This window comes from Flavobacterium sp. GW823-FHT06G12 (assembly GCF_058794775.1).
The window spans coordinates 113819-136126 of the sequence record NZ_JBXAHE010000002.1 but is presented as its reverse complement, the minus strand read 5'-3'; the positions used below and the strand labels follow the sequence as shown (position 1 = coordinate 136126).

The 22308-nt window shown below is 33.4% G+C and carries 24 protein-coding genes and 1 tRNA gene; 9 read left to right on the top strand and 16 right to left on the bottom strand.

What is annotated here, in order from left to right:
* Positions 1 to 46: 46 nt before the first annotated feature.
* From AC1Q5Z_RS07495 to AC1Q5Z_RS07485, 3 genes are read right to left on the bottom strand one after another with little or no spacing between them, the layout of a single operon-like run.
* Positions 47 to 478: a YybH family protein gene (locus AC1Q5Z_RS07495; protein WP_343589736.1), complete on the bottom strand. Its 432-nt coding sequence runs from the start codon at positions 476 to 478 to the stop codon at positions 47 to 49.
* 25 nt (positions 479 to 503) lie between these two features.
* Complete coding sequence (locus AC1Q5Z_RS07490) at positions 504 to 1094, bottom strand: hypothetical protein (protein ID WP_343589734.1); 591 nt, start codon at positions 1092 to 1094, stop codon at positions 504 to 506.
* On the bottom strand, positions 1091 to 1534 hold the full coding sequence (locus tag AC1Q5Z_RS07485; protein ID WP_492444188.1) for a hypothetical protein: 444 nt from the start codon (positions 1532 to 1534) through the stop codon (positions 1091 to 1093). Before AC1Q5Z_RS07485 ends, AC1Q5Z_RS07490 begins: the two co-directional genes overlap by 4 nt.
* Before the next feature lie 198 nt (positions 1535 to 1732).
* Here AC1Q5Z_RS07485 and AC1Q5Z_RS07480 point away from each other — a divergent pair, with 198 nt between their 5' ends.
* Positions 1733 to 1909, top strand: a complete 177-nt coding sequence (locus AC1Q5Z_RS07480) for a hypothetical protein (protein ID WP_286965291.1) — start codon at positions 1733 to 1735, stop codon at positions 1907 to 1909.
* Positions 1910 to 2006: 97 nt separating this feature from the next.
* Positions 2007 to 2948 carry a hypothetical protein gene (locus AC1Q5Z_RS07475; protein WP_343589730.1) on the top strand — a complete coding sequence of 314 codons (942 nt, stop codon included), beginning with the start codon at positions 2007 to 2009 and terminating at the stop codon, positions 2946 to 2948.
* Positions 2949 to 3026: 78 nt separating this feature from the next.
* Here AC1Q5Z_RS07475 and AC1Q5Z_RS07470 read toward each other — a convergent pair.
* Positions 3027 to 3100 (bottom strand) — tRNA-Ala (locus tag AC1Q5Z_RS07470).
* A 104-nt stretch (positions 3101 to 3204) separates the two neighbouring features.
* Between AC1Q5Z_RS07470 and AC1Q5Z_RS07465 the strand changes: the two genes are divergently transcribed.
* The 4 genes from AC1Q5Z_RS07465 to AC1Q5Z_RS07450 all read left to right on the top strand — a co-directional run bounded on the left by AC1Q5Z_RS07465 (position 3205) and on the right by AC1Q5Z_RS07450 (position 5553).
* Positions 3205 to 3969 (top strand): enoyl-CoA hydratase/isomerase family protein, encoded by a 765-nt coding sequence (locus AC1Q5Z_RS07465; RefSeq protein WP_492444185.1) that lies wholly within the window; start codon positions 3205 to 3207, stop codon positions 3967 to 3969.
* A 90-nt stretch (positions 3970 to 4059) separates the two neighbouring features.
* Entirely contained in the window at positions 4060 to 4236 is a 177-nt protein-coding gene (locus AC1Q5Z_RS07460) for a hypothetical protein (protein ID WP_008465178.1), read from the top strand.
* Between the two features lie 33 nt (positions 4237 to 4269).
* Positions 4270 to 4722 carry a 6-pyruvoyl trahydropterin synthase family protein gene (locus AC1Q5Z_RS07455; protein ID WP_111365769.1) on the top strand — a complete coding sequence of 151 codons (453 nt, stop codon included), beginning with the start codon at positions 4270 to 4272 and terminating at the stop codon, positions 4720 to 4722.
* A gap of 87 nt (positions 4723 to 4809) precedes the next feature.
* Complete coding sequence (locus tag AC1Q5Z_RS07450) at positions 4810 to 5553, top strand: UDP-2,3-diacylglucosamine diphosphatase (RefSeq protein WP_095928326.1); 744 nt, start codon at positions 4810 to 4812, stop codon at positions 5551 to 5553.
* Between the two features lie 87 nt (positions 5554 to 5640).
* Here AC1Q5Z_RS07450 and AC1Q5Z_RS07445 read toward each other — a convergent pair whose 3' ends face one another.
* From AC1Q5Z_RS07445 to AC1Q5Z_RS07405, 9 genes are all read right to left on the bottom strand, one after another.
* Positions 5641 to 6852, bottom strand: a complete 1212-nt coding sequence (locus tag AC1Q5Z_RS07445; RefSeq protein ID WP_343589236.1) for a cytochrome c3 family protein — start codon at positions 6850 to 6852, stop codon at positions 5641 to 5643.
* A gap of 83 nt (positions 6853 to 6935) precedes the next feature.
* Entirely contained in the window at positions 6936 to 7292 is a 357-nt protein-coding gene (locus AC1Q5Z_RS07440) for a hypothetical protein (protein ID WP_111425144.1), read from the bottom strand.
* A 96-nt stretch (positions 7293 to 7388) separates the two neighbouring features.
* Positions 7389 to 7745: a hypothetical protein gene (locus AC1Q5Z_RS07435; protein ID WP_198855410.1), complete on the bottom strand. Its 357-nt coding sequence runs from the start codon at positions 7743 to 7745 to the stop codon at positions 7389 to 7391.
* Between the two features lie 160 nt (positions 7746 to 7905).
* Positions 7906 to 8820, bottom strand: coding sequence for an alpha/beta fold hydrolase (locus AC1Q5Z_RS07430; protein WP_492444182.1), 915 nt, complete (start codon positions 8818 to 8820; stop codon positions 7906 to 7908).
* On the bottom strand, positions 8821 to 10104 hold the full coding sequence (locus AC1Q5Z_RS07425; RefSeq protein WP_198855412.1) for an MFS transporter: 1284 nt from the start codon (positions 10102 to 10104) through the stop codon (positions 8821 to 8823). It lies immediately after the preceding gene.
* Positions 10091 to 11794 carry a single-stranded-DNA-specific exonuclease RecJ gene (gene recJ / locus AC1Q5Z_RS07420; RefSeq protein WP_492444180.1) on the bottom strand — a complete coding sequence of 568 codons (1704 nt, stop codon included), beginning with the start codon at positions 11792 to 11794 and terminating at the stop codon, positions 10091 to 10093. Before recJ ends, AC1Q5Z_RS07425 begins: the two co-directional genes overlap by 14 nt.
* Positions 11795 to 12044: 250 nt before the next feature.
* Positions 12045 to 12389 (bottom strand): HopJ type III effector protein, encoded by a 345-nt coding sequence (locus AC1Q5Z_RS07415; RefSeq protein ID WP_008465164.1) that lies wholly within the window; start codon positions 12387 to 12389, stop codon positions 12045 to 12047.
* 164 nt (positions 12390 to 12553) lie between these two features.
* On the bottom strand, positions 12554 to 13270 hold the full coding sequence (gene rsmI / locus AC1Q5Z_RS07410) for a 16S rRNA (cytidine(1402)-2'-O)-methyltransferase (protein ID WP_091494668.1): 717 nt from the start codon (positions 13268 to 13270) through the stop codon (positions 12554 to 12556).
* A gap of 44 nt (positions 13271 to 13314) precedes the next feature.
* Positions 13315 to 14373: a DUF8457 domain-containing protein gene (locus AC1Q5Z_RS07405; protein WP_343589249.1), complete on the bottom strand. Its 1059-nt coding sequence runs from the start codon at positions 14371 to 14373 to the stop codon at positions 13315 to 13317.
* 236 nt (positions 14374 to 14609) lie between these two features.
* Here AC1Q5Z_RS07405 and AC1Q5Z_RS07400 point away from each other — a divergent pair, with 236 nt between their 5' ends.
* The gene (locus AC1Q5Z_RS07400; RefSeq protein WP_095928508.1) at positions 14610 to 15200 is read left to right on the top strand and encodes a thymidine kinase; all 591 of its coding nucleotides are present in this window, start codon (positions 14610 to 14612) and stop codon (positions 15198 to 15200) included.
* Between the two features lie 44 nt (positions 15201 to 15244).
* Entirely contained in the window at positions 15245 to 15664 is a 420-nt protein-coding gene (locus AC1Q5Z_RS07395) for a DUF8479 domain-containing protein (RefSeq protein WP_198855416.1), read from the top strand.
* A gap of 66 nt (positions 15665 to 15730) precedes the next feature.
* Here AC1Q5Z_RS07395 and rpoN read toward each other — a convergent pair whose 3' ends face one another.
* From rpoN to AC1Q5Z_RS07380, 3 genes are all read right to left on the bottom strand, one after another.
* Positions 15731 to 17191 (bottom strand): RNA polymerase factor sigma-54, encoded by a 1461-nt coding sequence (gene rpoN / locus AC1Q5Z_RS07390; RefSeq protein ID WP_278020264.1) that lies wholly within the window; start codon positions 17189 to 17191, stop codon positions 15731 to 15733.
* 137 nt (positions 17192 to 17328) lie between these two features.
* The gene (gene asnS / locus AC1Q5Z_RS07385; RefSeq protein ID WP_012022674.1) at positions 17329 to 18774 is read right to left on the bottom strand and encodes an asparagine--tRNA ligase; all 1446 of its coding nucleotides are present in this window, start codon (positions 18772 to 18774) and stop codon (positions 17329 to 17331) included.
* Between the two features lie 446 nt (positions 18775 to 19220).
* A complete protein-coding gene (locus AC1Q5Z_RS07380) occupies positions 19221 to 21587 on the bottom strand; it encodes an efflux RND transporter permease subunit (RefSeq protein WP_198855418.1) in 2367 nt (788 codons plus the stop codon).
* A 274-nt stretch (positions 21588 to 21861) separates the two neighbouring features.
* Between AC1Q5Z_RS07380 and AC1Q5Z_RS07375 the strand changes: the two genes are divergently transcribed.
* Positions 21862 to 22308: a hypothetical protein gene (locus AC1Q5Z_RS07375; protein WP_278020266.1), complete on the top strand. Its 447-nt coding sequence runs from the start codon at positions 21862 to 21864 to the stop codon at positions 22306 to 22308.

The window sequence follows — 22308 nt, the reverse complement described above, 5'->3', positions numbered from 1 at the left end:
ATACGTTTAGAATAAAAGGATTAAATAATAGTTTAATTTCTACTAATTATCCCGAATGATCAACATACAAATACCAAACACCATTTATTTTTCGCATTATTCCTGAAAAGTTACCAGAACTATTTTTGCCATTTGGAGCGTCGATACTAAATTTTGCGCTCACAAAAGCATCTTTTTTCGAAAGCGGTTCAACAACAAAATCGGTCATAGTTAATTTTCCCATTCTTTCTTTTGGCCAATATTTTTTGAAGAAATCTGCGATATTGTTTTTCCCGTAAACCACACCACCGCTGTAAATCATTCGAACTGAATCTACGGGAGCATAAAAATCAAGGTAACCTTCGAGATCGCCATTATTCCAACAAGTTTGTTGAGCTTTTAAACGGTCTAGTACTTGTTGAGAAATTTTATCTTGACAAATGCCTTTGAAAGAAAGCATTAGAAACAATCCAAGAAGTAAAAATTTTAAGTAACGCATATAGATAGTTTTAATAGTTATAAAATTAATTGTTTTGTATTGCCGTAATATTTCTAGTCTTTTTATCGAAAGTAATGGTTTTGTTTGGCCCGCCATAAAAGAGCGTCAAAGTCAGCGTGCTATCGGTTTCATTTTTAAAAAGAATATCTTTTGCTGTTCTGATTTTGATATCCAAATTATCGTTCATGATCTCAGAATCGGTGCATTTGATAATTCTTTTTTCAAACAAACCTTTCTTTTCAATTACTTCCAACCACGGTTGAACCATTACGCCGTAGCCCACAATTTGTGCTCTGTAATTTTCGTTGAGATCTTTATTTTGATATAAACCTAAAGATGTGCTTGAAAGCAATAAAGTATAAAAAGGAAGCATCATGGCTATAATGCTCAGTGCGAATGTTACCAGTATTGCTGCCAAGAAAAGTTTTGCCAAGAGTTTTTTCCAAAAAACAATTATAATTACAAAACTGCTTAAAAGCCAAAGCCATGATAAAAATACATCGCTGTAATAACCGCGAAGACTAATTTCTTTAAAGTAATACAAAAGACAATCGAGTACAAAAATAGCGCAGATAATAAAGTAGATTCGTAAAAATGTTTTTTTGCCTGAACTCATATTTTTTTAAAGATATAGTTTAAAGTAAATACTGTAACAACAGATAAGATTAAAATAGGGAAGAAAGAAAATGTAATAGTATACATTATTTCTTCTTTAAAAAGATATGTGCTCCAAGCAGATTCTCGATCTACAAAAAGAATATAATTCCAGAAAAACCATACTAAAATTACGATCAGTACTTGAAGCAAAAATTTTAGATTGTTATTTTTAATAAAAGAAAGAGCCAGAAAAATTATTGATAAGAAAACAGTAGAAAACAAAGTCATTAAATAAGCATCGTCAAAGAAAGAACAATCTAAACAGGCGCTCGATGGTTTGTCAGAAAAACTTCCCATTGACCAATAGATTTCTGCGAAAGTAAAAACAAAGAGTAAAACTGCAATTATAAGAGGTTTCTTTATGTATGCGAATATTTTGTATTTTAAGGTTTGGTTCATTTTGAAGGACTTACGATTGTTGTCAATATTCTCTTTTGAATAATTGGAGACACACAAAAATAAGAAACAATTTTAAAGAAATATCTTTCAAAAGATTTAGTTGTGACAGAATAAGTTTTATTAAAAAATAAAACGCTTAACTGTTTGATAACATGAAAGATATTTTTAATTATTTACTTTTAATTAAAAATTTGAATTATGGATATCAATTGGAACATAATTGCGATTGTAGCAATATTGGTAATTATTCTTGTTGTGCTAACAATCAGAAAAAATCAGAAAGAGAAAAAGAAGCTTGAAAAATTGCTAAACAACGATTTTAAAAAAGCAGAAAAAGATAGAGTAGATGCAGATGATTCTGCTAATGAGAAATAATTAACCTATTGTTTTTTTTTATGTAATGGCTTACGGAAAGACGTAATCGCAATATTGTTTTTAATTATATATTTACCAGGTAATTAAAAAAAATATCATGAAAAAAACAATTTTAGGGTTAGTCCTATTTTTAAGTCTTATAGGTTGCACAAGTGACGATTCAGATCCAGTTGGAATTGGAGAATCTAAAGAAGGAAGTATGAAAATTGGCTTTGTAAATTCTAATTTAAAATTATCTGGAAAAGATGTTTTGAGAAATACATTGCCTGTTGAAATAAAAAGTGTTGTAGTTACTTCTATCAATGCAGGTGTTTCTTATGATAATGTATTTAATTTGGTTGAAAATGGTACAGTAGGAGCTGAGAGCGATTTTATTCTAAGAAATTTGAAAACTGGGACTTCAGAGTTTTCGGTATTAACTACAACAAATGTAGCCTCAGAAGCTTGGTATCAGACAGTACCAGTTATTGAAAGTGAAAATGAATCTTTAAATACGATCTCTCAAAGACTTTTAAATAAAATACCTTCAGTTGTTTATAAATCTAAGGCAACAATTAGTAGAAATGTTGTTGCTGGAGAAAATGATGCTATCCAATTTGAATTAGAACCTTTAAATGGAAGATTGATTTCATTATTTAGCTTTGCAGAGGACTTAAAAAATCAAGGTTATACAGCTAAATTGTTTTGTGGTCAAATTTCATATACAATGGGAGATTATGAATGGAACAAAACTCCAAACCCAATTGTTTTTACAAGTGAACAGATTGTAAGTGATTATTTGTGTTCAGGCGAGAAAGCTAACGATGCTTATTTTTGGGCTACAAATACAGGAAATGGAAGAACTTATAAAATAGAGGTGTATGATGTTAACGGTGATTTGGTAAAAATTACCGAATTCCAAGTGCCATATGAAAATGGTGTTTCGCTAAATAACCTTTATACTATAACTTCTGACGGTATGTTAGACAAATCAAGTACACAATCTACTTTTGTTATCAAAGAGTTGACTAACCTTCCATTTGTTCCTGTTACCAAATAATTTAAAAAATAATGTAAAAAAATTTAATTCAAAGTCATAAAAAAAACCGTATTGCAATTGAGTAATACGGTTTTTTTGTGGAGAATACCGGATTCGAACCGGTCACCCCTTGCCTGCCAGGCAAGTACTCTAGCCAAATGAGCTAATCCCCCAAAGTGTTAACAAATAAAGTCAATTAATTCTCAAAAAACAAATTTCCAGAAGTTTCAGAGGAATTATTTTCAAAAGCGTAACTTTACCTTAAATCTGTTTTTTTATGAGTTTAGAAAATACAAATGGAAGCTTAGAAACTTCTTTTCAAAATACGATTGCAATAGTTCACTTTGGTCATCCAGCCAGTAATTCTTTTCCGCGTGAATTATTAAATAGGCTTACAGCTGAAATTAATTCTTTAAGCAGAAATGAAAAAGTTTCGGTTATTATTTTAAAAAGCGAAGGAGAAAAAACGTTTTGTTCAGGAGCTTCTTTTGATGAACTTTTAAAAGTTGAAAATGAAGAACAAGGCGTAGATTTTTTTTCGGGTTTTGCACATTTGCTGAATGCCATGCGAAATTGCAACAAAATTATAATTGGACGCGTACAAGGAAAAGCTGTTGGTGGCGGTGTCGGAATTATTTCGGCTTGCGATTATGTTTTTGCGACTTCCCAAAGCGATATTAAATTATCTGAATTAGCGATCGGAATTGGTCCTTTTGTAATAGAACCAGCCGTTTCTCGAAAAATAGGAAAAACAGCAATGACTGAAATGACATTAGCGGCTCACGAATGGAAATCGGCTGATTGGGCTTTTGAAAAAGGACTTTTTTCTGTTTTATGTGAAGCTGAAAATCTGGATATTAAGGTTGAAAGTTTTGCTCAAAAACTGAGCTCCTATAATCCTGAAGCGCTTTATGAAATGAAGAAGATTATTTGGGAAGGAACTGAACAATGGGAATCACTTTTATTTGAACGTGCTGCCATTACGGGTAAATTGGTTTTGTCTGATTTTACTAAAAGTGCTTTGCTGCAGTTTAAAAAATAGGTATGATATAAGTCATTGATTTTAGAAAAATAGGAGCATAGCTTTGAAAAAAGTTTTAAAATCAAATTTTCACTATATAAATTATTGAACATGACTATTATTTCGTTAATGCAAAAAGTTGACATTGCAGAGAAAATTAAAGATGCTCCAGACAGCGGTTATCAAATTGGCGTTGTCATTGGATCTTTCATTCCGTTTCTAGTTTTGGGCGGAATTGCTTTGTGGATGTATACTCGTGCTAAAAAAAGAGCTAAAAACGGCAATTAATTCGTAAATTTGCAAGCTTAAAATTAAAAATCGATGAGTAATATCAGAATTACAAAACAATTTAGTTTCGAAACCGGTCACGCTTTGTACGGTTACGACGGAAAATGCAAGAACGTTCACGGACACAGTTATAAATTATCGGTAACGGTTATTGGTTCGCCAATTACAGACCGATCGAATGTAAAGTTCGGAATGGTGATTGACTTTTCTGATCTAAAGAAAATTGTAAAAGAAGAAATCGTCGATCAGTTTGATCATGCAACTGTTTTTAATCAGACCACACCGCATATCGAATTGGCAAATGAATTGAAAAACCGCGGACATCACGTTATCTTAGTAGATTATCAGCCAACCAGCGAAAATATGGTGGTTGATTTTGCAGAGAGAATCGTTGCAAGACTTCCAGAAGGAATTTCTCTTTTCTCATTAAAACTTCAGGAAACAGAATCATCTTTTGCAGAATGGTACGCATCTGATAATTTGTAAAAAAGTTAAAAGTGAAATGTGAAAAGTAAATTGTAAAATGCTTTTTCATTTCGCATCTTACATCTCACAATTCACATCTCACATTAAATGAAAAAAATATATTTTGCTTCAGATCAGCATTTTGGTGCGCCAACACCAGAATTGAGTTTACCGCGTGAAAAGAAATTCGTGGCTTGGCTTGATGAGGTTAAGGAAGATGCCGAAGCAATTTTTTTATTGGGAGATTTATTTGATTTTTGGTTTGAATATAAAACAGTTGTTCCGAAAGGTTTTGTTCGAATTTTAGGCAAACTGGCTGAAATTCGCGACAGCGGAATTCCAATCTACTTTTTTGTTGGAAATCATGATTTGTGGATGAATGATTATTTTGAAACCGAATTGAATATTCCGGTTTATCACGATAACAAAGAGTTTACATTTAACGGAAAAACGTTCCTAATTGGTCACGGAGACGGAAAAGGTCCGGGCGATAAAGGCTATAAAAGAATGAAAAAGGTATTTACAAATCCGTTTTCAAAATGGCTTTTCCGCTGGCTTCATCCAGATGTTGGCGTAAGTTTGGCTCAATATTTATCGGTCAAAAATAAACTGATTTCTGGTGACGAAGATGTGAAGTTTTTAGGTGAAGAAAACGAATGGCTGGTTTTATATGCCAAACGAAAACTAGAAACCAAACATTACAATTATTTCATTTTTGGACACCGCCATTTACCAATGATTATTCCGGTTGGAGAAAACTCCGAGTATGTAAATCTTGGAGATTGGATCGGATATTTTACTTACGGTGTTTTTGACGGCGAAAAATTCGAACTTAAAAAATTCGAGAAGTAATTTAGTCAAAAGTCGAAAGTCAAAAGGGCAAATATTATTGTTGAACTTAATTCAAAGTCCCTTGTCAAAAAAATTAAAACAAAATTTTTATTTTGCGCTTGTTGGGTAAATACCGATTTTATGCGTTCGCAGAATATATTCTGAAAGCTGTTTGCTATTTGAAAGCTGAAACTTAATTGCTCCAGACGCTTTTTTCGGCATGTGGCATTCTACACAATTGCTTGCTAATAACTTTTCTGGCATTGTTTTTAAAGTAGTTTCTTTGTGCTTTAAGCCTTGATGACAACTCATGCAGATTTTAGAATACGAAGCCAAGTTTTTAGAAGCATTTTCATGCGGATTATGGCAGGTAATACAATCCATTTTATCGCTTTTCATAAAACATTTGCTTTGCGCCATTAATCGATACTGATTGCCATGAACATCAAAATTTGTTGTATCATTAATACTTTTAGTCTCACGAAAGAATTCTGATAAATTATCTCCAGGTTTAAATTCAAAACGCGATTTTAATTTCATTCCATCATTTCCTGCGTGACATAATGCACACGCATCTAGCTTTTGCTGTCTGTTTAGAGTTTTAAAACTTGTAATGCTATTGGCAACTTTTACGTTTGGGTTTTTTAAATGAAAGTCAACATGCTTTTTGGCAGGACCGTGACAACGCTCGCAATCAATTCCGTAAACAACTGTTTCTTTTCTGATGATATCTTCAACATCCATAGACATCATATTTCTTTGTTCAGAATTTTGATTCACGCTTCGGCTGCTGGCATTTGAGGCGTGGCACGAATAGCAATCTTTAACCACCATTCGATCAAAATAAGGTTTATCGGCAGGAAAACCTGGGCTTGTCGCCCAATTGTTTATAGAGTGATAAAAAGAAACTGGTAATTCGTATGTATTATTGTCTTTCCAGTAAACAGAAGTTTGAGCATGTTTGGTTCCAAAAACAATTTCAAATTTATATTTAGCTGTTTCTTCACCGTTTTTATAAACAACTTGATATAAGCTGTCTCCGCGTTTTTCCATCACCAATTTCGTCTCTTTATCATAAATGAAAGTATGATTTTTAGAATCGAAATCACCAGAAACATTTCCTAAAATTGCTGGAGCGGTTGCTTTAAAATGCGAACTTTTGAATGCCATATCAGATTGCACTTTATGGCATTGTATGCAACTTTCTGAACCCGCATAATCAGTCCCACGCGGATCAATGTATTCCTCTGATTTATTATTGCAGCTGGCAAAAAGAAGTGCCAGAACGGTTATGGTAAGTAGAAATGCAGCTTTTTTCATTGCTGTAAATATACTTTTTTTTGAATTGAATCAAAATATATTTCAATAATGAAAAAATGCTGTTAAAATATTTAGAATGCTTTTTAATTCATGCCAACTCCGTAGACATATTCATCTAATTCGATTTTGAACAAAGAACCCTCAACCAAATCTTTAATAGATTTTAATTCGGTCATGTTTACAGCAAGATCTATAGAATTGCAAGGTGTTTTCAATAAAAACTTATGGCAGGAGTATTTCATTTCGCAAGCTTCGCAACAAGCATTTTCTATCATGCTGTCTTCAATTAAATCGCAAAAATGATTTAATTCCTGAACCGTAAAATAAAAGCCAGTTTCTTTAAAAACCAATTGCACTTTGTCGGAAATTGTAGTATTGTGATCTTTCCAGTAAAAAGCTATTCCAAAGTTGTTATGATATATCTGCTCAATTTCTCTCATCGTAAATCCTTTTATTTCAACAAATATAAATATTATTTATATTAATTCTAAATAAAAAAATCATAAAAATTTGAAAAAATATTTTTTGAGCGCACTTTAGTTCATACCCGAACCATAAATATATTCATTAAGATTAAGTCGAAATAATGAACCATCAACCAAGTCTTTTATTGAGTTTAATTCCATTGGTGATATTTCTAAATCTATAGCAACATAGGGTGTCTTCAATAAAAATTTATCGAAGGCGCGTTTTACACCACGTGTATCGTAGTTATTATGGTCTGTGACGCAGTCTTCGATTAAATCGTGAAATTCATTTAATTCTTGAACTGAAAAATAAAATCCCATTTGTTTAAAAAGAAGCTGAACTTTATCTGATATAATTTCGTTGCCTTCTTTCCAATAAAATGAAATTCCAAAATCGTTTCTGTATATCTGCTCGATGTCTTTCATGACAATTTTTTTAGGCCACAAAGGTACGAACTGTTTGTATTAATACTTGACTAATAAAAGCATAAAAAAAAGCTAAAAACCAATATGACTATTTGATTTTTAGCTATTTATAAAGTATTCTTGATTTTGCTTTTTTATGAAATTCTATCTCATTATAAGATTATTTCAGCCAATTTTTTAGCTTAGAAATAAATGCCGACTGTTGGTCAACAAATAAATAATGAGAGCAATTGTCAAGAAAAGCGAAATGTTTCTCTCCAGTTATTGCCTTTAGAGAATTGATTTGATCCGATGAAAAAATTCCATCATCTTTTCCGTAAATTCCATAAATAGGAACTCCAGCGGTTTTGATTTTCTTTAGAAAAGGCCTACTATCAATATTGTTTTGTTTTTCGTTTTGATAGAAGAGAAGCGGAGCATTTTTATTTCGAATATTAGTTTTATAAAATTCACCAGCTTCATAATCGGCACATAATTTTTTAGATGCTGCAGTTGGATTTGGCATTTTAAAAAAGCCATTTTCACCAGCAAGCTCATAACAACCTTTTCTGTATTCGGCTGAGTTTTTATTTAGATTCTCAACAATGCTGATTTTTTTTAATTGTTCAGAATCGGTGCTGTACTTTTTCTTCAGCGTATTTAAAATGTGATCGTAAGTTTCCTGTTGAGAAAATAATGCACCAGCCAAAACCAGAGCGCTCACATTTTGTGGATATTTATTGGTATAAAGCGTAGCTACCAAACCACCAAAACTGTGGCCAAGCAAAATTGCTTTTTTTAAATGGTACGTTGCAAAAATCGAATTTAAATCCTGAAAAGCTTCTTCATAAGTAAATTTCGCATTAGAATCTGCAGATCTTCCTTCGCCTCTTCGGTCGTAAGCAATAACATAAAAACCTTGATCGGCTAGTTTTTGAGCTGTTGTTCCTTCAAATAAGGTTGCGTTGCCGCTTGGTCCTCCGTGAATGAAAATTATGGGTTTGTTCTTTTCGTTTCCGTAGGTTTTTATATAGAGATTTTGCCCTTTTGCGAAAAAGGAAAATATTAGAAATAAAGAAAGAAAAAATGACTTCATCTATTCTAATTTATGATGATCGTCCATATCTTTTTTCAAATCTAAATTTCTAAAAGTAGGCGATTTCAATGCAGTGAAAACTACAGTTAAAAGTGTAATACTTCCTCCAAAAACAACTGAAGTAACCGCTCCCATCAATTTGGCAGTTGCACCACTTTCGAAAGCGCCTAATTCGTTTGAAGATCCGACAAAAATTGAATTTACGGCACCAACACGTCCGCGCATGTGATCTGGAGTTTTAAGCTGTAAAATAGTCTGACGGATTACAACAGAAATTCCATCGGCCAATCCGCTTAAGAATAAAGCAAAAACAGAAAGCCAGAAATAAGTCGATAATCCAAATAAAATAATTGATAATCCGAAAACAAAAATGGCGATTAAAAGTTTTTTTCCAGCATTTTCATACAAAGGCACATAAGCAGAAACTAGCATTGTAATGAAAGCACCTACAGCAGGAGCGGCTCTTAAAATTCCGAATCCTTCAGATCCTACTTTCAAAATATCTTGTGCAAAAACAGGCAATAATGCAACGGCACCTCCAAAAAGTACAGCAACCATATCAAGTGATAGTGCACCAAGTACAATTTTGTTTTTAAAAACGAATGTCAAACCTTCCATAAGACTATCTTTTATAGATTCTCCCATTTTCGGATTTACGATCGGTTTTTGACTGATTTGTGATAGGGCAATTAACGAAAGAATTGAAAATCCGAAAACCAAGCACATTGACCAATGAACTCCAATCCAGTTAATTGAGAAACCCGCCAATGCTGGTCCCATGACCGCTCCAATTTGCCAAACTGAACTGCTCCAAGTTGCAGCATTTGGATATACTTTTTTAGGAATGATTAATGAAAGAAGAGAGAAAATAGTTGGCCCCATAAAAGAACGAACGATTCCTCCGAAAAATACTAAAGCGTAAATCGAATATAGGATAATATGTGTAGACCAGCCACCAACAACTTTTGGCCAAGTCAATAAGAAAAGCCCAAAACTAATTACTGAAAATCCTAAAATACATTTTACCAATAAGCTTTTCTTTTCTCTTTGGTCTACAATATGTCCTGCGAACAAAGACATTGAAACAGCAGGAATAATTTCCATTAAACCAATAATTCCTAAAGAAAGCGGGTTTTTGGTTAAGCTATAAACTTCCCATTCGATTACAATAAATTGCATTGACCAAGCAAAGACCATTGCAAAACGCAATAATAAAAATATATTGAATTCTCTATAACGTAACGCCTGATATGGATCTGGCTTCTTTGATTTAATTTCTTCCATTTGTTCTAATGTCTTTCAGCATAAGTTGTGTTGAAACAGTTCCGTTCCATTCGTTTTCAGCAATTGAATAAGCCAGCTGAAACGGATTTTGATTTTTTACAATATTTAATTTTTTTCCTAATCCGAAACCAATTGCGGCGATTCCGTCTGAATTGTTTTGTTTGGCAAAAAGCCTTAAATGTTCTTCTTCTGCACCCAAAGTTTTAGCATAACCTGTATCAATCGCATTTTCAGTCATAAAAACAGGTGTCATATTCTGAGGTCCGAAAGGTTCGAATTGTTTTAAGATTCGAATTAATTTGGGGGTTATATCAGAGAAATTGATTTCGGCATCGATTTCAATTTCTGGAGTAAGCATTTCTGGTTGGATCGTTTCTGAAACCTGTTTCTCGAAAGCTTCTTTAAAGGTCTGATAGTTTTCTGCTTTTAAAGTCATTCCTGCTGCATACATGTGTCCTCCAAATTGCTCCAAATGTTCTGAACACGCATCAAGGGCATTGTAAACATCAAATCCTTTTACAGATCGGGCAGAAGCGGCATATTTATCGCCACTTTTAGTAAAAACTAAAGTCGGACGATAATAAGTTTCTATTAATCTCGAAGCTACAATCCCGATAACGCCTTTGTGCCAGTCTTCCTGAAAAACAACTGTAGAAAAACGTTCTTCTTCTTTATTTTCTATAATCTGCAGGAAAGCTTCTTTGGTGATTTTTTTATCTAAATCTTTTCGATCTGCATTATATTGTTCGATTTCAGAAGCAAATTGTTGTGCCTGTTCAAAATCAAATTCGGTTAAAAGCTCAACAGCATGATTACCATGTTTAATTCTTCCTGCTGCGTTAATTCTTGGCGAAATAATAAAAACAACATCTGTAATATCGAGAACTTTCTTTTTTACTTGATGTGTTAAAGCTTTAATTCCGGGCCTCGGTTCGGTATTAATAACTTTCAATCCAAAATATGCTAAAACACGATTTTCTCCCGTTATCGGAACAATATCGGCAGCAATTGCTGTAGCAACTAAATCTAAATACGGAACCAAATCCTCAATCGTTTCGTTTCGATTTTGTCCCAAAGCCTGAATCAGTTTAAAGCCAACTCCGCAACCGCATAATTCATCGTAAGGATAGGAGCAATCTTCTCTTTTCGGATCTAAAACAGCAACAGCATCAGGAAGAGTTTCTCCTGGACGGTGGTGATCGCAGACAATAAAATCGATATTTTTTGCTTTCGCGTAAGCGATATGATCAATCGATTTGATGCCGCAGTCGAGAGCGATAATTAAAGAAATTCCGTTGTCGTCTGCATAATCAATTCCTTTGTAAGAAATACCATAACCTTCGGCATAACGATCGGGAATGTAAGTGGCAATATTTGGATAATGTGATTTTAAATAGGATGAAACCAAAGAAACTGCTGTTGTCCCGTCGACATCATAATCACCAAAAACTAGAATGTTTTCTTCGTTTTGAATGGCTTGTTCGATTCTGGCAACAGCTTTGTCCATATCTTTCATTAAATACGGATCATGCAAATGTTCTAAAGATGGGCGGAAAAAATGTTTAGCTTCTTCAAAAGTTTCAATACCACGCTGAATCAAAAGCGTTGCAACAAAATCTTCTACATTTAAGGCTTGTGCTAAATGTTTAATCTTATCTTCAGAAGGTTTTGGTTTTAGAGTCCAACGCATGGGTTGATTTTAGATTTTAGATTTTAGACTTCAGATTTGTGAAATCGTTTAATCTGATTGGTAATTTTTTTGCCACAGATTAAAAGGATTTAAAAGATTATTTTTTTGCCACGAATTACTCGAATTTCCACTAATTTAATTCGTGCTAATTCGAGTAATTGCTTCGCCTATTCGCTATCGCTCGGGTCGTGGCAACTTTCATATTAATCTGTGTTAATCTATTTAATCTGTGGCAGAAATATATTTTGTTTTATTTCGCTTCTAAAGCATTTCCTTCAAATTGAATTCCGTCCCAACCTAAATTGATGAAATTTCTAATGTTTTGGTGATTTGTTCCGTTTGGATCTCCTAGAACTTCTTCAAAATAAAAAGCGCCAAAACACGCTAAAGTTTCTTCTTTGCTTAAATTTTGCAGTTTTGCAAAAGAAAATAATTTGCAAGAACCTGAATTTTCGCCTGCTGCGTTATGTTGTGTTCCGTTTTGGAAAGCAGTTGGAGTAAAGTTGTAATTTTCTTCAATTACTGCAATAGTTTCAGGAAATGTGATTTGAGTTGGAGTTTGTTTTACTTTTTCTAAAAAGGCTTGAATACTCATGTTGTTATTTGTTGTTTTTTTGCCACAGATTAAAATGATTAACACAGATTAATAAAAGTTTGCCACGAATTACTCGAATTAGCACGAATTAAATTAGTGGAAATTCGAGTAATTCGTGGCGGAAAAATAATCTTTTAAATCTTTTTAATCTGTGGCATAGATAATTATTCTTCGTCCTTAGAAAACTTACTTTTCTTAGGTTCTTTGGTTATTGTTTTTCCAGCCACGACAACTACGATTTCGCCGCGCGGTGCTGTTTTTTCAAAATGCGCTAAAACTTCTTTTGCTGTTCCGCGTACATTTTCTTCGTGTAATTTTGATAATTCTCTCGATACGCAAACTTGTCTATCTTCTCCAAAATATTGGACAAATTCAGCTAAAGTCTTAACGAGTTTATGCGGAGAAACGTATAAAATCATCGTTCGGGTTTCTTCGGCTAAAGCCAAAAATCTGGTCTGACGTCCTTTTTTATCAGGCAGGAAACCTTCAAAAACAAATTTGTCATTTGGAAGTCCGCTGTTTACTAGAGCGGGAACAAAAGCTGTTGCGCCTGGAAGACATTCTACTTCGATTTTATTTTCGACACAAGCACGAGTTAATAAAAACCCTGGATCTGAAATAGCTGGAGTTCCTGCATCTGAAATTAAAGCGATAGTTTCGCCGGCTTTCAAACGAGCAATTAAATTTTCAGTTGTTTTGTGTTCGTTGTGCATATGATGGCTATGCATGTGTGTGCCAATTTCAAAATGCTTCAACAATTTTCCGCTTGTGCGTGTGTCTTCCGCCAAAATCAAATCGACTTCTTTCAAAACCCGAATGGCTCTAAAAGTCATGTCTTCAAGATTGCCAATTGGCGTTGGAACGATATATAATTTTGACATAATTGTTTATTCGTGAAATGTAAAATGTGAGATATGAAAAGTCTTTAAGAGAATTTTTTCTCGATAATTCCCATAAAGCGTTCCGCATAATCCTCTTTTCCTTCCCAGTCGTTATAATCTGGTTTTACCATGTTTTCGATAAATTCTTTAGCTTCTGTATAAGAATCAAAAGTCATTAATTGATTTAAAACACGGCTGTAATCTTCTGTGCTATTTCCGAAAAGATTTTTGGTAAAAGCAATTCTGTCATTCAAGTCAATATGAAAACCTCTTGCTAGTTTTTCGTTCAAACTAACCGACTTTGGTTGTGCAGGAGTTTCAAGAATAGCAGTTTCTACTTTTTTAGGTTCTTTAAAATCACTGATAGAAGGAGTTTGCGTTGGCGGAACAGCTTCAAAACTGTCTACTTTTACAAACTGTGCATCGGCATAATTAACACCAAAATCTTCAAATTGAATAGTTGGTTGTGCAGGAATTTCTGCTTTTGGCTCTATTTTCGGTTCTTCTTTAACTTCTTCTCTGATTGGTTCTGTTTCCAATTCGAAAGCAGGTTTGAAATCTGGAATTGGCTTCAATTCATTGATAGTTGTAAACGAAAGATCATCAACAGGTTTTTCAGTTTCTTCTACCTTTTCAGCAATTGGTTCAATAATTTTTTCTGCAGCTGGCTCTTCAATCTCAGCAACGATTGGCTCAATGATTTCTTCAACAACTGGTTCTTCAATTTCGGCAATTGGTTCGAGAGTTTCTTTTATTACTGGTTCTTCAACTTCAATAATTGGTTCAACAGCTTTTTCTTCTGAAATTTCTGGTTCATAAGATTCTTCAAGCGCAATTACTTTTTCTTCAGTAGGAGCTTCAAGTTCAATTATAGTTGGAATTGCATCTTCTTTTTCGAAAATAGTTTCCAATTCAGAAGTGATATCGCTTTGCCCGATTGTTGGTTTTGCAGAGTCGAAATTCTCTTCAACAAATTTTAATACTGCTAATTTCTCGTATAATTTCTGAGTTTCAAGGTACAATTGATTGATATCGGATTTGTTTTTTAGTTTTAAAATTCGATGTGCAATGCTAATTAAATCAGCTTCCAATTTTTTTTTCATAACTGTTGAAAATTATAGTGAATAAGGTATTTTAGTGTATTTGATGTCTGAATGTTTCTATTCTCAAGGAAATTCAAAAGATAATTTTTTATTTCTGTTAATACGCTTTCGCGAATTTAAGGTTTGATAAAAATTTTCTACTTTTGAAAAAATGTAAAACAACACATTTTTACATCAATTTATTGCCAGTACAAAGTAATAAAAACTATTCATTTTTAAAGGTAGAAAAATACAAAATGTTTCTCGAAAATACAGTAAATCACAAAGAACAATTTGGTTGGATTGAAGTTATTTGTGGATCAATGTTTTCGGGTAAAACCGAAGAGCTGATCCGAAGATTAAAGCGCGCCCAATTTGCCAAACAAAGAGTCGAAATTTTTAAACCCGCTATTGATACCCGTTATCATGACGAAATGGTTGTGTCGCACGATGCCAACGAAATTCGTTCTACGCCAGTTCCTGCAGCGGCTAATATCTTGATTTTAGCTCAAGGCTGTGATGTAATTGGTATTGACGAGGCTCAGTTTTTTGATGACGAAATTATAACGGTTTGCAACGATTTGGCAAATCAAGGAATTCGCGTAATTGTGGCCGGCTTAGACATGGATTTTAAAGGAAATCCGTTTGGTCCAATGCCTGGACTTATGGCAACTGCCGAGTATGTAACGAAAGTTCATGCTGTTTGTACGCGCACAGGAAATCTAGCCAATTATAGTTTTAGAAAAACTGCTAATGATAAATTAGTTATGCTTGGAGAAACCGAAGAATATGAGCCACTTAGCCGTGCAGCGTATTTTAATGCTATGAAAAAAAATCAGGAAAAATAAATTTAAATTACATTTATAAAAGCCTTTTAATAAAAATGAAAAGTATGAGAAAGCAGAATATTTTATTATTGATATTGATTGGGATTGCATTAGCTTTTGTAGCTTATTTTCAGTTTTATCTTGCCGAAAATGCAGATGAAGTAAATACTGAAGTGGTAGAATTGGTGGCAAAATATAATAAAAGCTGTCCGTTAAATATTCAGGAAGGAATGCGACTAGACAGTGTAAGTTTGCCTGAAGGCCGAGTGGTTCAGTATAATTTGACATTGTTGAATGTTGTAAAAGAAACTGCCGATATAAATGTAATTCAGGAAGAAATGGAAAAAAGCTTGATTAGTACAGCCAAGGCAAATCCAGGACTTAAAGTTTTTAGAGAAAACGATTATGATTTGATTTATCACTATAGCGACAAAAAGAAAGCATTTTTGTTTGAGGTTAGAATACAGCCAGATCAATACAAATAATTTAAAAGCAAAAAATAAACCCGACAGGTCTTTTTAAAATCTGTCGGGTTTTTTTTATTGTAAAAATTAAATCTTCTTTCTCATTCTCGCTACCGGAATATCAAGTTGTTCACGGTATTTAGCAATTGTTCTTCTAGCAATTGGGTAACCTTTTTCTTTTAAGATTTCTGCCAATTGATCATCTGGAAGCGGTTTTCTTTTATCTTCTTCTTCAATTGTGTTTTGAAGAATTTTTTTGATTTCAAGAGTTGAAACATCTTCTCCTTGATCATTTTTCATCGCTTCAGAGAAGAATTCTTTAATTAGTTTTGTTCCATACGGTGTCTCGACATATTTACTGTTGGCAACACGTGAAATCGTCGAAATGTCTAAACCAACCATATCAGCAATATCTTTTAAGATCATTGGTTTTAGTTTGGTTTCGTCACCGTCTAAGAAATATTCTTCTTGATAATGCATAATGGCATTCATTGTTACAAAAAGAGTTTCTTGACGCTGTCTGATCGCATCGATAAACCATTTAGCAGAATCCAGTTTTTGTTTGATAAACTGAACGGCATCTTTCTGAGCAGTCGATTTATCACGAGATTCTTTGTATGTCTGCATCATTTCCTGATAATCTTTAGAAACGTGCAGAGATGGAGCATTACGACCGTTTAAAGTCAGTTCTAACTCGCCATCTATAATTCTAATGGCAAAGTCTGGAACAATGTTTTCTGTTACTTTATTGTTTCCGGCAAAAGAACCACCCGGTTTTGGGTTTAGTCTTTCAATTTCGTGAATTGCTTTTTTAAGCTGTTCGTTAGAAACACTGTACTTCTGCAAAAGCTTGTCATAATGTTTCTTCGTGAAAGCATCAAACTGATTTTCGATAATGTCGATCGCTAAATCAACATATTCTGTTGGGGTTTTATGTTTTAATTGAAGAAGCAAACACTCCTGTAAATCACGTGCACCAACTCCAGAAGGTTCCAATTCATGAATTACCGTCAACATTTTTTCAACCATTGCTTCATCAGTATAAATTCCCTGAGTGAAAGCCATGTCGTCTACAATATCTGGAATGCTTCTGCGGATGTAACCCATATCATCGATACTTCCAACAAGGAATTCAGCGATTTCGCGCTCTTCATCATTCAAAATAAAAGTATTCAGCTGATTGATTAAATCCTGATGAAAACTTATTGGAGCCGCAAAAGGTGTTTCGCGCTCTTCATCGTCACTATAATTATTTACCTGAGTTTTATAATCAGGTGTATCGTCGTCGCTTAAGTATTCGTCAATATTAATGTCGTCTGCTTCGATTCTGTCAGATTCTGCATCATCATAATCGTCGTAGTCTTCATTAGCGTATTCATCAGCTTCGTAATCGTCTTCTTTTCCAGCTTCAAGAGCCGGATTTTCGTTCATTTCTTCTAATAAACGCTGTTCAAAAGCTTGCGTAGGCAATTGAATTAACTTCATCAGCTGTATTTGCTGTGGAGATAATTTTTGGGATAATTTTAAATTTAAAAATTGCTTTAGCATTTGATTTTGTTAAAAGTTTAAAGTTTCAAGTTTCAGGTTGCAGAACGTGCTGCAACTTGAAACCTGAAACCTGAAACAAATTTTATTATATTTTAAAACCTTAGAATCTTAGCACCTCAGTAGCTTAGCACCTCAGATTAAAATTCTGCGCTACCTGGAGTTCTTGGGAAAGGAATTACGTCTCTAATGTTTGTCATTCCAGTTACAAACAATACTAAACGCTCAAATCCTAAACCGAAACCTGCGTGAGTTGCTGATCCAAATCTTCTAGTGTCTAAATACCAGTATAATTCTTCTTTGTCAATTCCAAGTTTTTCCATTTTCTCAACAAGAACATCGTAACGCTCTTCTCTTTCAGAACCACCAACGATTTCTCCAATTCCAGGGAAAAGGATATCCATTGCACGAACTGTTTCTCTTCCTGGCTCTGTGTTGTCGTTCAAACGCATGTAAAACGCTTTAATGTTTGCTGGGTAATCGTATAAAATTACCGGACATTTAAAGTGTTTTTCAACCAAGAATCGCTCGTGTTCTGATTGTAAATCAGCTCCCCATTCGTTGATTAAATATTGGAATTTCTTCTTTTTATTTGGAGTTGAATCTCTTAAAATATCAATTGCTTCTGTATAAGAAACACGTTTGAAGTTGTTTTCTAAAACAAAGTTCAATTTCTCTAACAAAGCCATTTCGCTTCTTTCTGCCTGCGGTTTTGATTTTTCTTCTTCAAGAAGTCTTCCTTCTAAGAATTTCAAATCGTCTTTACAGTTGTCTAAAGCATATTTGATTACATACTGAATAAAATCTTCAGCCAAATCCATGTTGTCATCCAAATCGTTGAAAGCAACTTCAGGCTCGATCATCCAGAATTCTGCTAAGTGACGAGAAGTGTTTGAGTTTTCTGCTCTAAACGTTGGCCCAAAAGTATAAATTTGCCCCAAAGCCATTGCAAAAGTTTCACCTTCTAATTGTCCAGAAACTGTTAAGTTCGTATGTTTTCCAAAGAAATCTTTTTTGAAATCAATGTTTCCTTCTTCATTTTTTGGAAGATTGTCCAATGGTAAAGAAGTAACTTGAAACATTTCTCCAGCACCTTCAGCATCAGCTCCAGTGATAATTGGAGTGTTTACGTAAACGAAACCTTTTTGTTGGAAATAGCTGTGAACCGCATAAGATAAAACCGAACGCACACGCATAATTGCACCAAAAGCATTTGTACGAACACGCAAGTGAGCGTTTTCACGTAAAAATTCTAAAGAGTGTTTTTTAGGTTGCATTGGGAATTTCTCAGCATCAGAATCTCCAAGAATTTCAAGTTTGTTCACCTGAATTTCGTATTTCTGACCTGCACCTTTACTTTCAACCAAAGTTCCAATTACAGAAACTGCTGCTCCAGTTGTGATTCTTTTTAAAGTTTCTTCTGGCGTATTTTCAAAATCAACAACACATTGAATATTATTAATGGTAGAACCGTCATTTAAAGCGATAAACTGATTATTTCTAAAAGTTCTCACCCATCCTTTTGCATTCACTTCCTGTAACGTCGTCGTACTGTTTAATAAGTCTCTAACTTTTGTGTGTTTCATTTTTATATATAATTGATATTAAATAATATTCGTTTTGAACAACTGCAAATATAATCGATAATAATTAATTTTTGAAGCTGTTTCCCGCTCTTCGCTATATCTTTCTATTTTTAAAGGAAAAATAGAAAGGATGTCGCTACGATCGAGGCTAGGGTATTTGGTTTCAAAAGAAGAAATTTCTCTTGTTTTGTCATTTCGACGAAGGAGAAATCTTCGTAAGAAACTCGACAAAGTTATGAATTACTGAGCGGAGCTACTTGTGGAGATTTCTCCTTCGTCGAAATGACAATATTGTGGCAAATCTTTGTCGAGCTTCGTGTGAGATTCCTCGTTCCTCGGAATGACAAACTGTACTACTATCTTTCTTTGTCAAAGTTTTAAACTTTGACAAAGATTTATGTTTTTTAAATTCATGCCAATTCGCGAAATTCGTGGCAAACAAAAAATTATTTCTCTAAATTCTCCAATTCTTCTTTCTTCGTTTTCTTCTTTTCGAAAGTCAAAACTAACGATGGTAAAACAACCAAGTTAGCAAACATCGCAAAAACCAAAGTACAAGAAATTAATCCTCCTAAAGCAATTGTTCCGCTGAAACTTGATAAAGTAAAAGTGGCAAAACCTAAGATCAAAACGATAGAAGTGTAGAATGTGCTTACTCCAGTTTCTCTTAAGGCGCTGAAAACAGATTTCTTTACTTTTCCTTTATTTTGAGTCAATTCATCTTTGTATTTCGCCATAAACTGAATGGCATTATCAACTGAGATTCCGAAAGCGATACTGAATACCAAAATCGTTGAAGGTTTTAACGGAATTCCGAAATAACCCATTAATCCAGAAGTGATGCAAAGCGGTAAAATATTCGTAATCAAAGAAGCGGCTACCATTTTGAACGAACGGAATAAATACAGCATTAAGATTGCAATAGTTAAAATCGCAAACAATAATGACTCAATTAAGTTATGCGCCAAATAAGTTGTTCCTTTCTGGAAAACCAATGCTTTTCCTGTAATCGTAACTTCATAACGGTCTTTCGGGAAAATTTCGTCAATTTTCTTGCGAAGTTTTCCTTCTACTTTTGCCATTTCATCTGTTCCGATATCTTTCATGAAAGTCGTGATTCTAGCATATTGTCCAGTCGAATCAACGTAAGCTTTCATTAAATTTTCTTTGCTGTTTTTCGTCGCATTTTTAGCATAACTTAAAATAAAAGTCTGTTCTTGCGAAGTCGGTAATTGGTAATATTCTGGGTTTCCGTTATAGAAAGCCTGTTTAGAATATTTTACCAAGTTTACTATAGAAACTGGTTTTGCTAATTCTGGAATTTCAGAAATCGTATTCTGCAATTCATCCATTTTGCGAATAGTTGAAGCTTTCATAACACCTTTTTTCTTTTTGGTATCCACCATAATTTCAAGAGGCATTACTCCGTTAAATTCCTTTTCGTAAAATAAAATATCTTTAAAGAAAGAAGCACTTTTCGGCATTTCGCCAATCAAACTTCCCGAAACTTTCATTTGTCTAACTCCATTCAAACTCACAACAAATAGAACCGCATAAATGCAGTATACAATTGTCTTTTTGCCTTTAACAATAGTTGTAACTGTATTTAAAAGTGTCGAAATATAAGTTTTGTCTAAATGATATAAATGTTTCTCTTTTGGCAAAGGCATAAAACTGTAAATAATTGGCACGATGAAAAGTGTCAAAGTATAAACAGAAAGCACATTGATAGAAGTTACCAATCCGAATTCAAAAAGAAGTTCGTTTCCTGTAATCATCAAAGTAGCAAAACCAATTGCAGCCGTTAAATTGGTCATAAAAGTAGAATGTCCAATTTTTGAAATAACGCGTTGTAATGCTTTTGCTTGATTGTTATGCAGTTTAATTTCTTGCTGGTATTTATTAATCAAGAATATACAGTTTGTAATTCCGATTACAATAATTAGCGGCGGAATTATAGCTGTTAAAATCGTGATTTTATATCCGAATAATCCAAGCGTTCCAAACGACCAAGTTACACCAACAATCAAAATACAAATTGAAATAAACGTAGCTCTAAACGAACGGAAGAAGAAAAAGAAAATCAGAGAAACTGTCAATAAAGACGCTCCAATGAAAAGTCCGATTTCGCCTTTCATATTGTCCGCATTGATCGTTCTGATGTATGGCATTCCCGAAACTTTCAAATCAATTCCGGTTGTTTTTTCGAATTTATTGATTTTTGGAACTAGATTTTCTAGGATAAAAGTTTTTCTGTTAGCAGTATTAACCAAATTTTTATTGATGTAAACCGCAGAGCGAATACTTCCACTTTCTTTATTGAACAAAAGACCTTCATAGAAAGGTAAATTATTGAATAATTCATGCTGAATGCCTTTTAAATAAGTAGGATCCAGAACTTTGCTTTGATCAATAAAAGGCGCTAAAACAAATTTTTCGTTAACAGTATCTTTTTCGAGCTTTTTCAAATCGTTTAAAGAAACTACTAAATCAACTTCTTTAGATTTTTTCAAACCTGTCATCAATTCATTCCATGCGGCGTAGTTTTTTGGAGTAAAGAATTTAGGATCTTTAAAACCAATAACGATAAGATTCCCTTCCTCACCAAACTTATCAAGGAATTTTTGATAATCTTTATTTGCAATATGATCTTTTGGAAGCAAGTTAGCTTCTGTATAAGTCATAGCAAGATTCTTCCACTGATAACCAAAGAAAAGAGTCAAAGCAGAAAGTATAACTAGAATCGTAATTCTGTTTTTAAGTATGATTCGGGCTAATTTTTCCCAAAATCCAACTTGAATAGTGTTTTTCATAACATCTTTAAAAAATGGATGCAAATGTAGTGAAAAGTGCTCGAAATCATAAATATTCCTTTCTATTTTACTTTATGTTAACACAAAATATATCATCTTTAAAATGGGACAAATTGCTTGCTTTTTGTCGATTAGTCGTTAGCTTTTCTCATATTTGCAATTAATTTCGAATAATAGATGAATAAATTTGAATCTTTATTTTTTGCAAATTCTCATGCAGATTTGACAGATTACAGCAGATTAGATTTTCTATTTTCCTTAAAACTCAGTACAAATGGATTCAAAACAGATTAAATTTCTAACTATTGCCATAAGTTTACTTTTACTTTTTGTTTCATTAACACAAGATGCAATTGTTGTAAATTATAGTGGAGAAGTAAGAAACGATTCGGCTTTAGGATATTTCTTGATTGGTGCCATAGCTTTTTTGGGTGGCGGATTGTTTGAAGAAATTATTTGGTTGGCCAATCCATTATGTCTTTTGGCTATTATATATTTCCTGAAAAATAATGAAAAAGCAGTTCTTTTGAGTTTAATTGCATCTGGATTAGCTATTTCTTTTGCTTTTTGGAGTGAAATTTTAGGAGCTGAAAGTGGTGCACTGGCCAAGATTGTTTCATTTGGATTAGGATATTATTTGTGGGCATCAAGTATTTTGGTGCTAACAACCGGAATTTTGCTTAATTATAAAATGTCATTAAAAGAAAGTTTACAATCTTAA

Bases quoted from the DNA above. Each gene is read 5' to 3' on its own strand.
- AC1Q5Z_RS07495 (WP_343589736.1), bottom strand. From the start codon at position 478: ATGCGTTACTTAAAATTTTTACTTCTTGGATTGTTTCTAATGCTTTCT.
- AC1Q5Z_RS07490 (WP_343589734.1), bottom strand. From the start codon at position 1,094: ATGAGTTCAGGCAAAAAAACATTTTTACGAATCTACTTTATTATCTGC.
- AC1Q5Z_RS07485 (WP_492444188.1), bottom strand. From the start codon at position 1,534: ATGAACCAAACCTTAAAATACAAAATATTCGCATACATAAAGAAACCT.
- AC1Q5Z_RS07480 (WP_286965291.1), top strand. From the start codon at position 1,733: ATGGATATCAATTGGAACATAATTGCGATTGTAGCAATATTGGTAATT.
- AC1Q5Z_RS07475 (WP_343589730.1), top strand. From the start codon at position 2,007: ATGAAAAAAACAATTTTAGGGTTAGTCCTATTTTTAAGTCTTATAGGT.
- AC1Q5Z_RS07465 (WP_492444185.1), top strand. From the start codon at position 3,205: ATGAGTTTAGAAAATACAAATGGAAGCTTAGAAACTTCTTTTCAAAAT.
- AC1Q5Z_RS07460 (WP_008465178.1), top strand. From the start codon at position 4,060: ATGACTATTATTTCGTTAATGCAAAAAGTTGACATTGCAGAGAAAATT.
- AC1Q5Z_RS07455 (WP_111365769.1), top strand. From the start codon at position 4,270: ATGAGTAATATCAGAATTACAAAACAATTTAGTTTCGAAACCGGTCAC.
- AC1Q5Z_RS07450 (WP_095928326.1), top strand. From the start codon at position 4,810: ATGAAAAAAATATATTTTGCTTCAGATCAGCATTTTGGTGCGCCAACA.
- AC1Q5Z_RS07445 (WP_343589236.1), bottom strand. From the start codon at position 6,852: ATGAAAAAAGCTGCATTTCTACTTACCATAACCGTTCTGGCACTTCTT.
- AC1Q5Z_RS07440 (WP_111425144.1), bottom strand. From the start codon at position 7,292: ATGAGAGAAATTGAGCAGATATATCATAACAACTTTGGAATAGCTTTT.
- AC1Q5Z_RS07435 (WP_198855410.1), bottom strand. From the start codon at position 7,745: ATGAAAGACATCGAGCAGATATACAGAAACGATTTTGGAATTTCATTT.
- AC1Q5Z_RS07430 (WP_492444182.1), bottom strand. From the start codon at position 8,820: ATGAAGTCATTTTTTCTTTCTTTATTTCTAATATTTTCCTTTTTCGCA.
- AC1Q5Z_RS07425 (WP_198855412.1), bottom strand. From the start codon at position 10,104: ATGGAAGAAATTAAATCAAAGAAGCCAGATCCATATCAGGCGTTACGT.
- recJ (WP_492444180.1), bottom strand. From the start codon at position 11,794: ATGCGTTGGACTCTAAAACCAAAACCTTCTGAAGATAAGATTAAACAT.
- AC1Q5Z_RS07415 (WP_008465164.1), bottom strand. From the start codon at position 12,389: ATGAGTATTCAAGCCTTTTTAGAAAAAGTAAAACAAACTCCAACTCAA.
- rsmI (WP_091494668.1), bottom strand. From the start codon at position 13,270: ATGTCAAAATTATATATCGTTCCAACGCCAATTGGCAATCTTGAAGAC.
- AC1Q5Z_RS07405 (WP_343589249.1), bottom strand. From the start codon at position 14,373: ATGAAAAAAAAATTGGAAGCTGATTTAATTAGCATTGCACATCGAATT.
- AC1Q5Z_RS07400 (WP_095928508.1), top strand. From the start codon at position 14,610: ATGTTTCTCGAAAATACAGTAAATCACAAAGAACAATTTGGTTGGATT.
- AC1Q5Z_RS07395 (WP_198855416.1), top strand. From the start codon at position 15,245: ATGAGAAAGCAGAATATTTTATTATTGATATTGATTGGGATTGCATTA.
- rpoN (WP_278020264.1), bottom strand. From the start codon at position 17,191: ATGCTAAAGCAATTTTTAAATTTAAAATTATCCCAAAAATTATCTCCA.
- asnS (WP_012022674.1), bottom strand. From the start codon at position 18,774: ATGAAACACACAAAAGTTAGAGACTTATTAAACAGTACGACGACGTTA.
- AC1Q5Z_RS07380 (WP_198855418.1), bottom strand. From the start codon at position 21,587: ATGAAAAACACTATTCAAGTTGGATTTTGGGAAAAATTAGCCCGAATC.
- AC1Q5Z_RS07375 (WP_278020266.1), top strand. From the start codon at position 21,862: ATGGATTCAAAACAGATTAAATTTCTAACTATTGCCATAAGTTTACTT.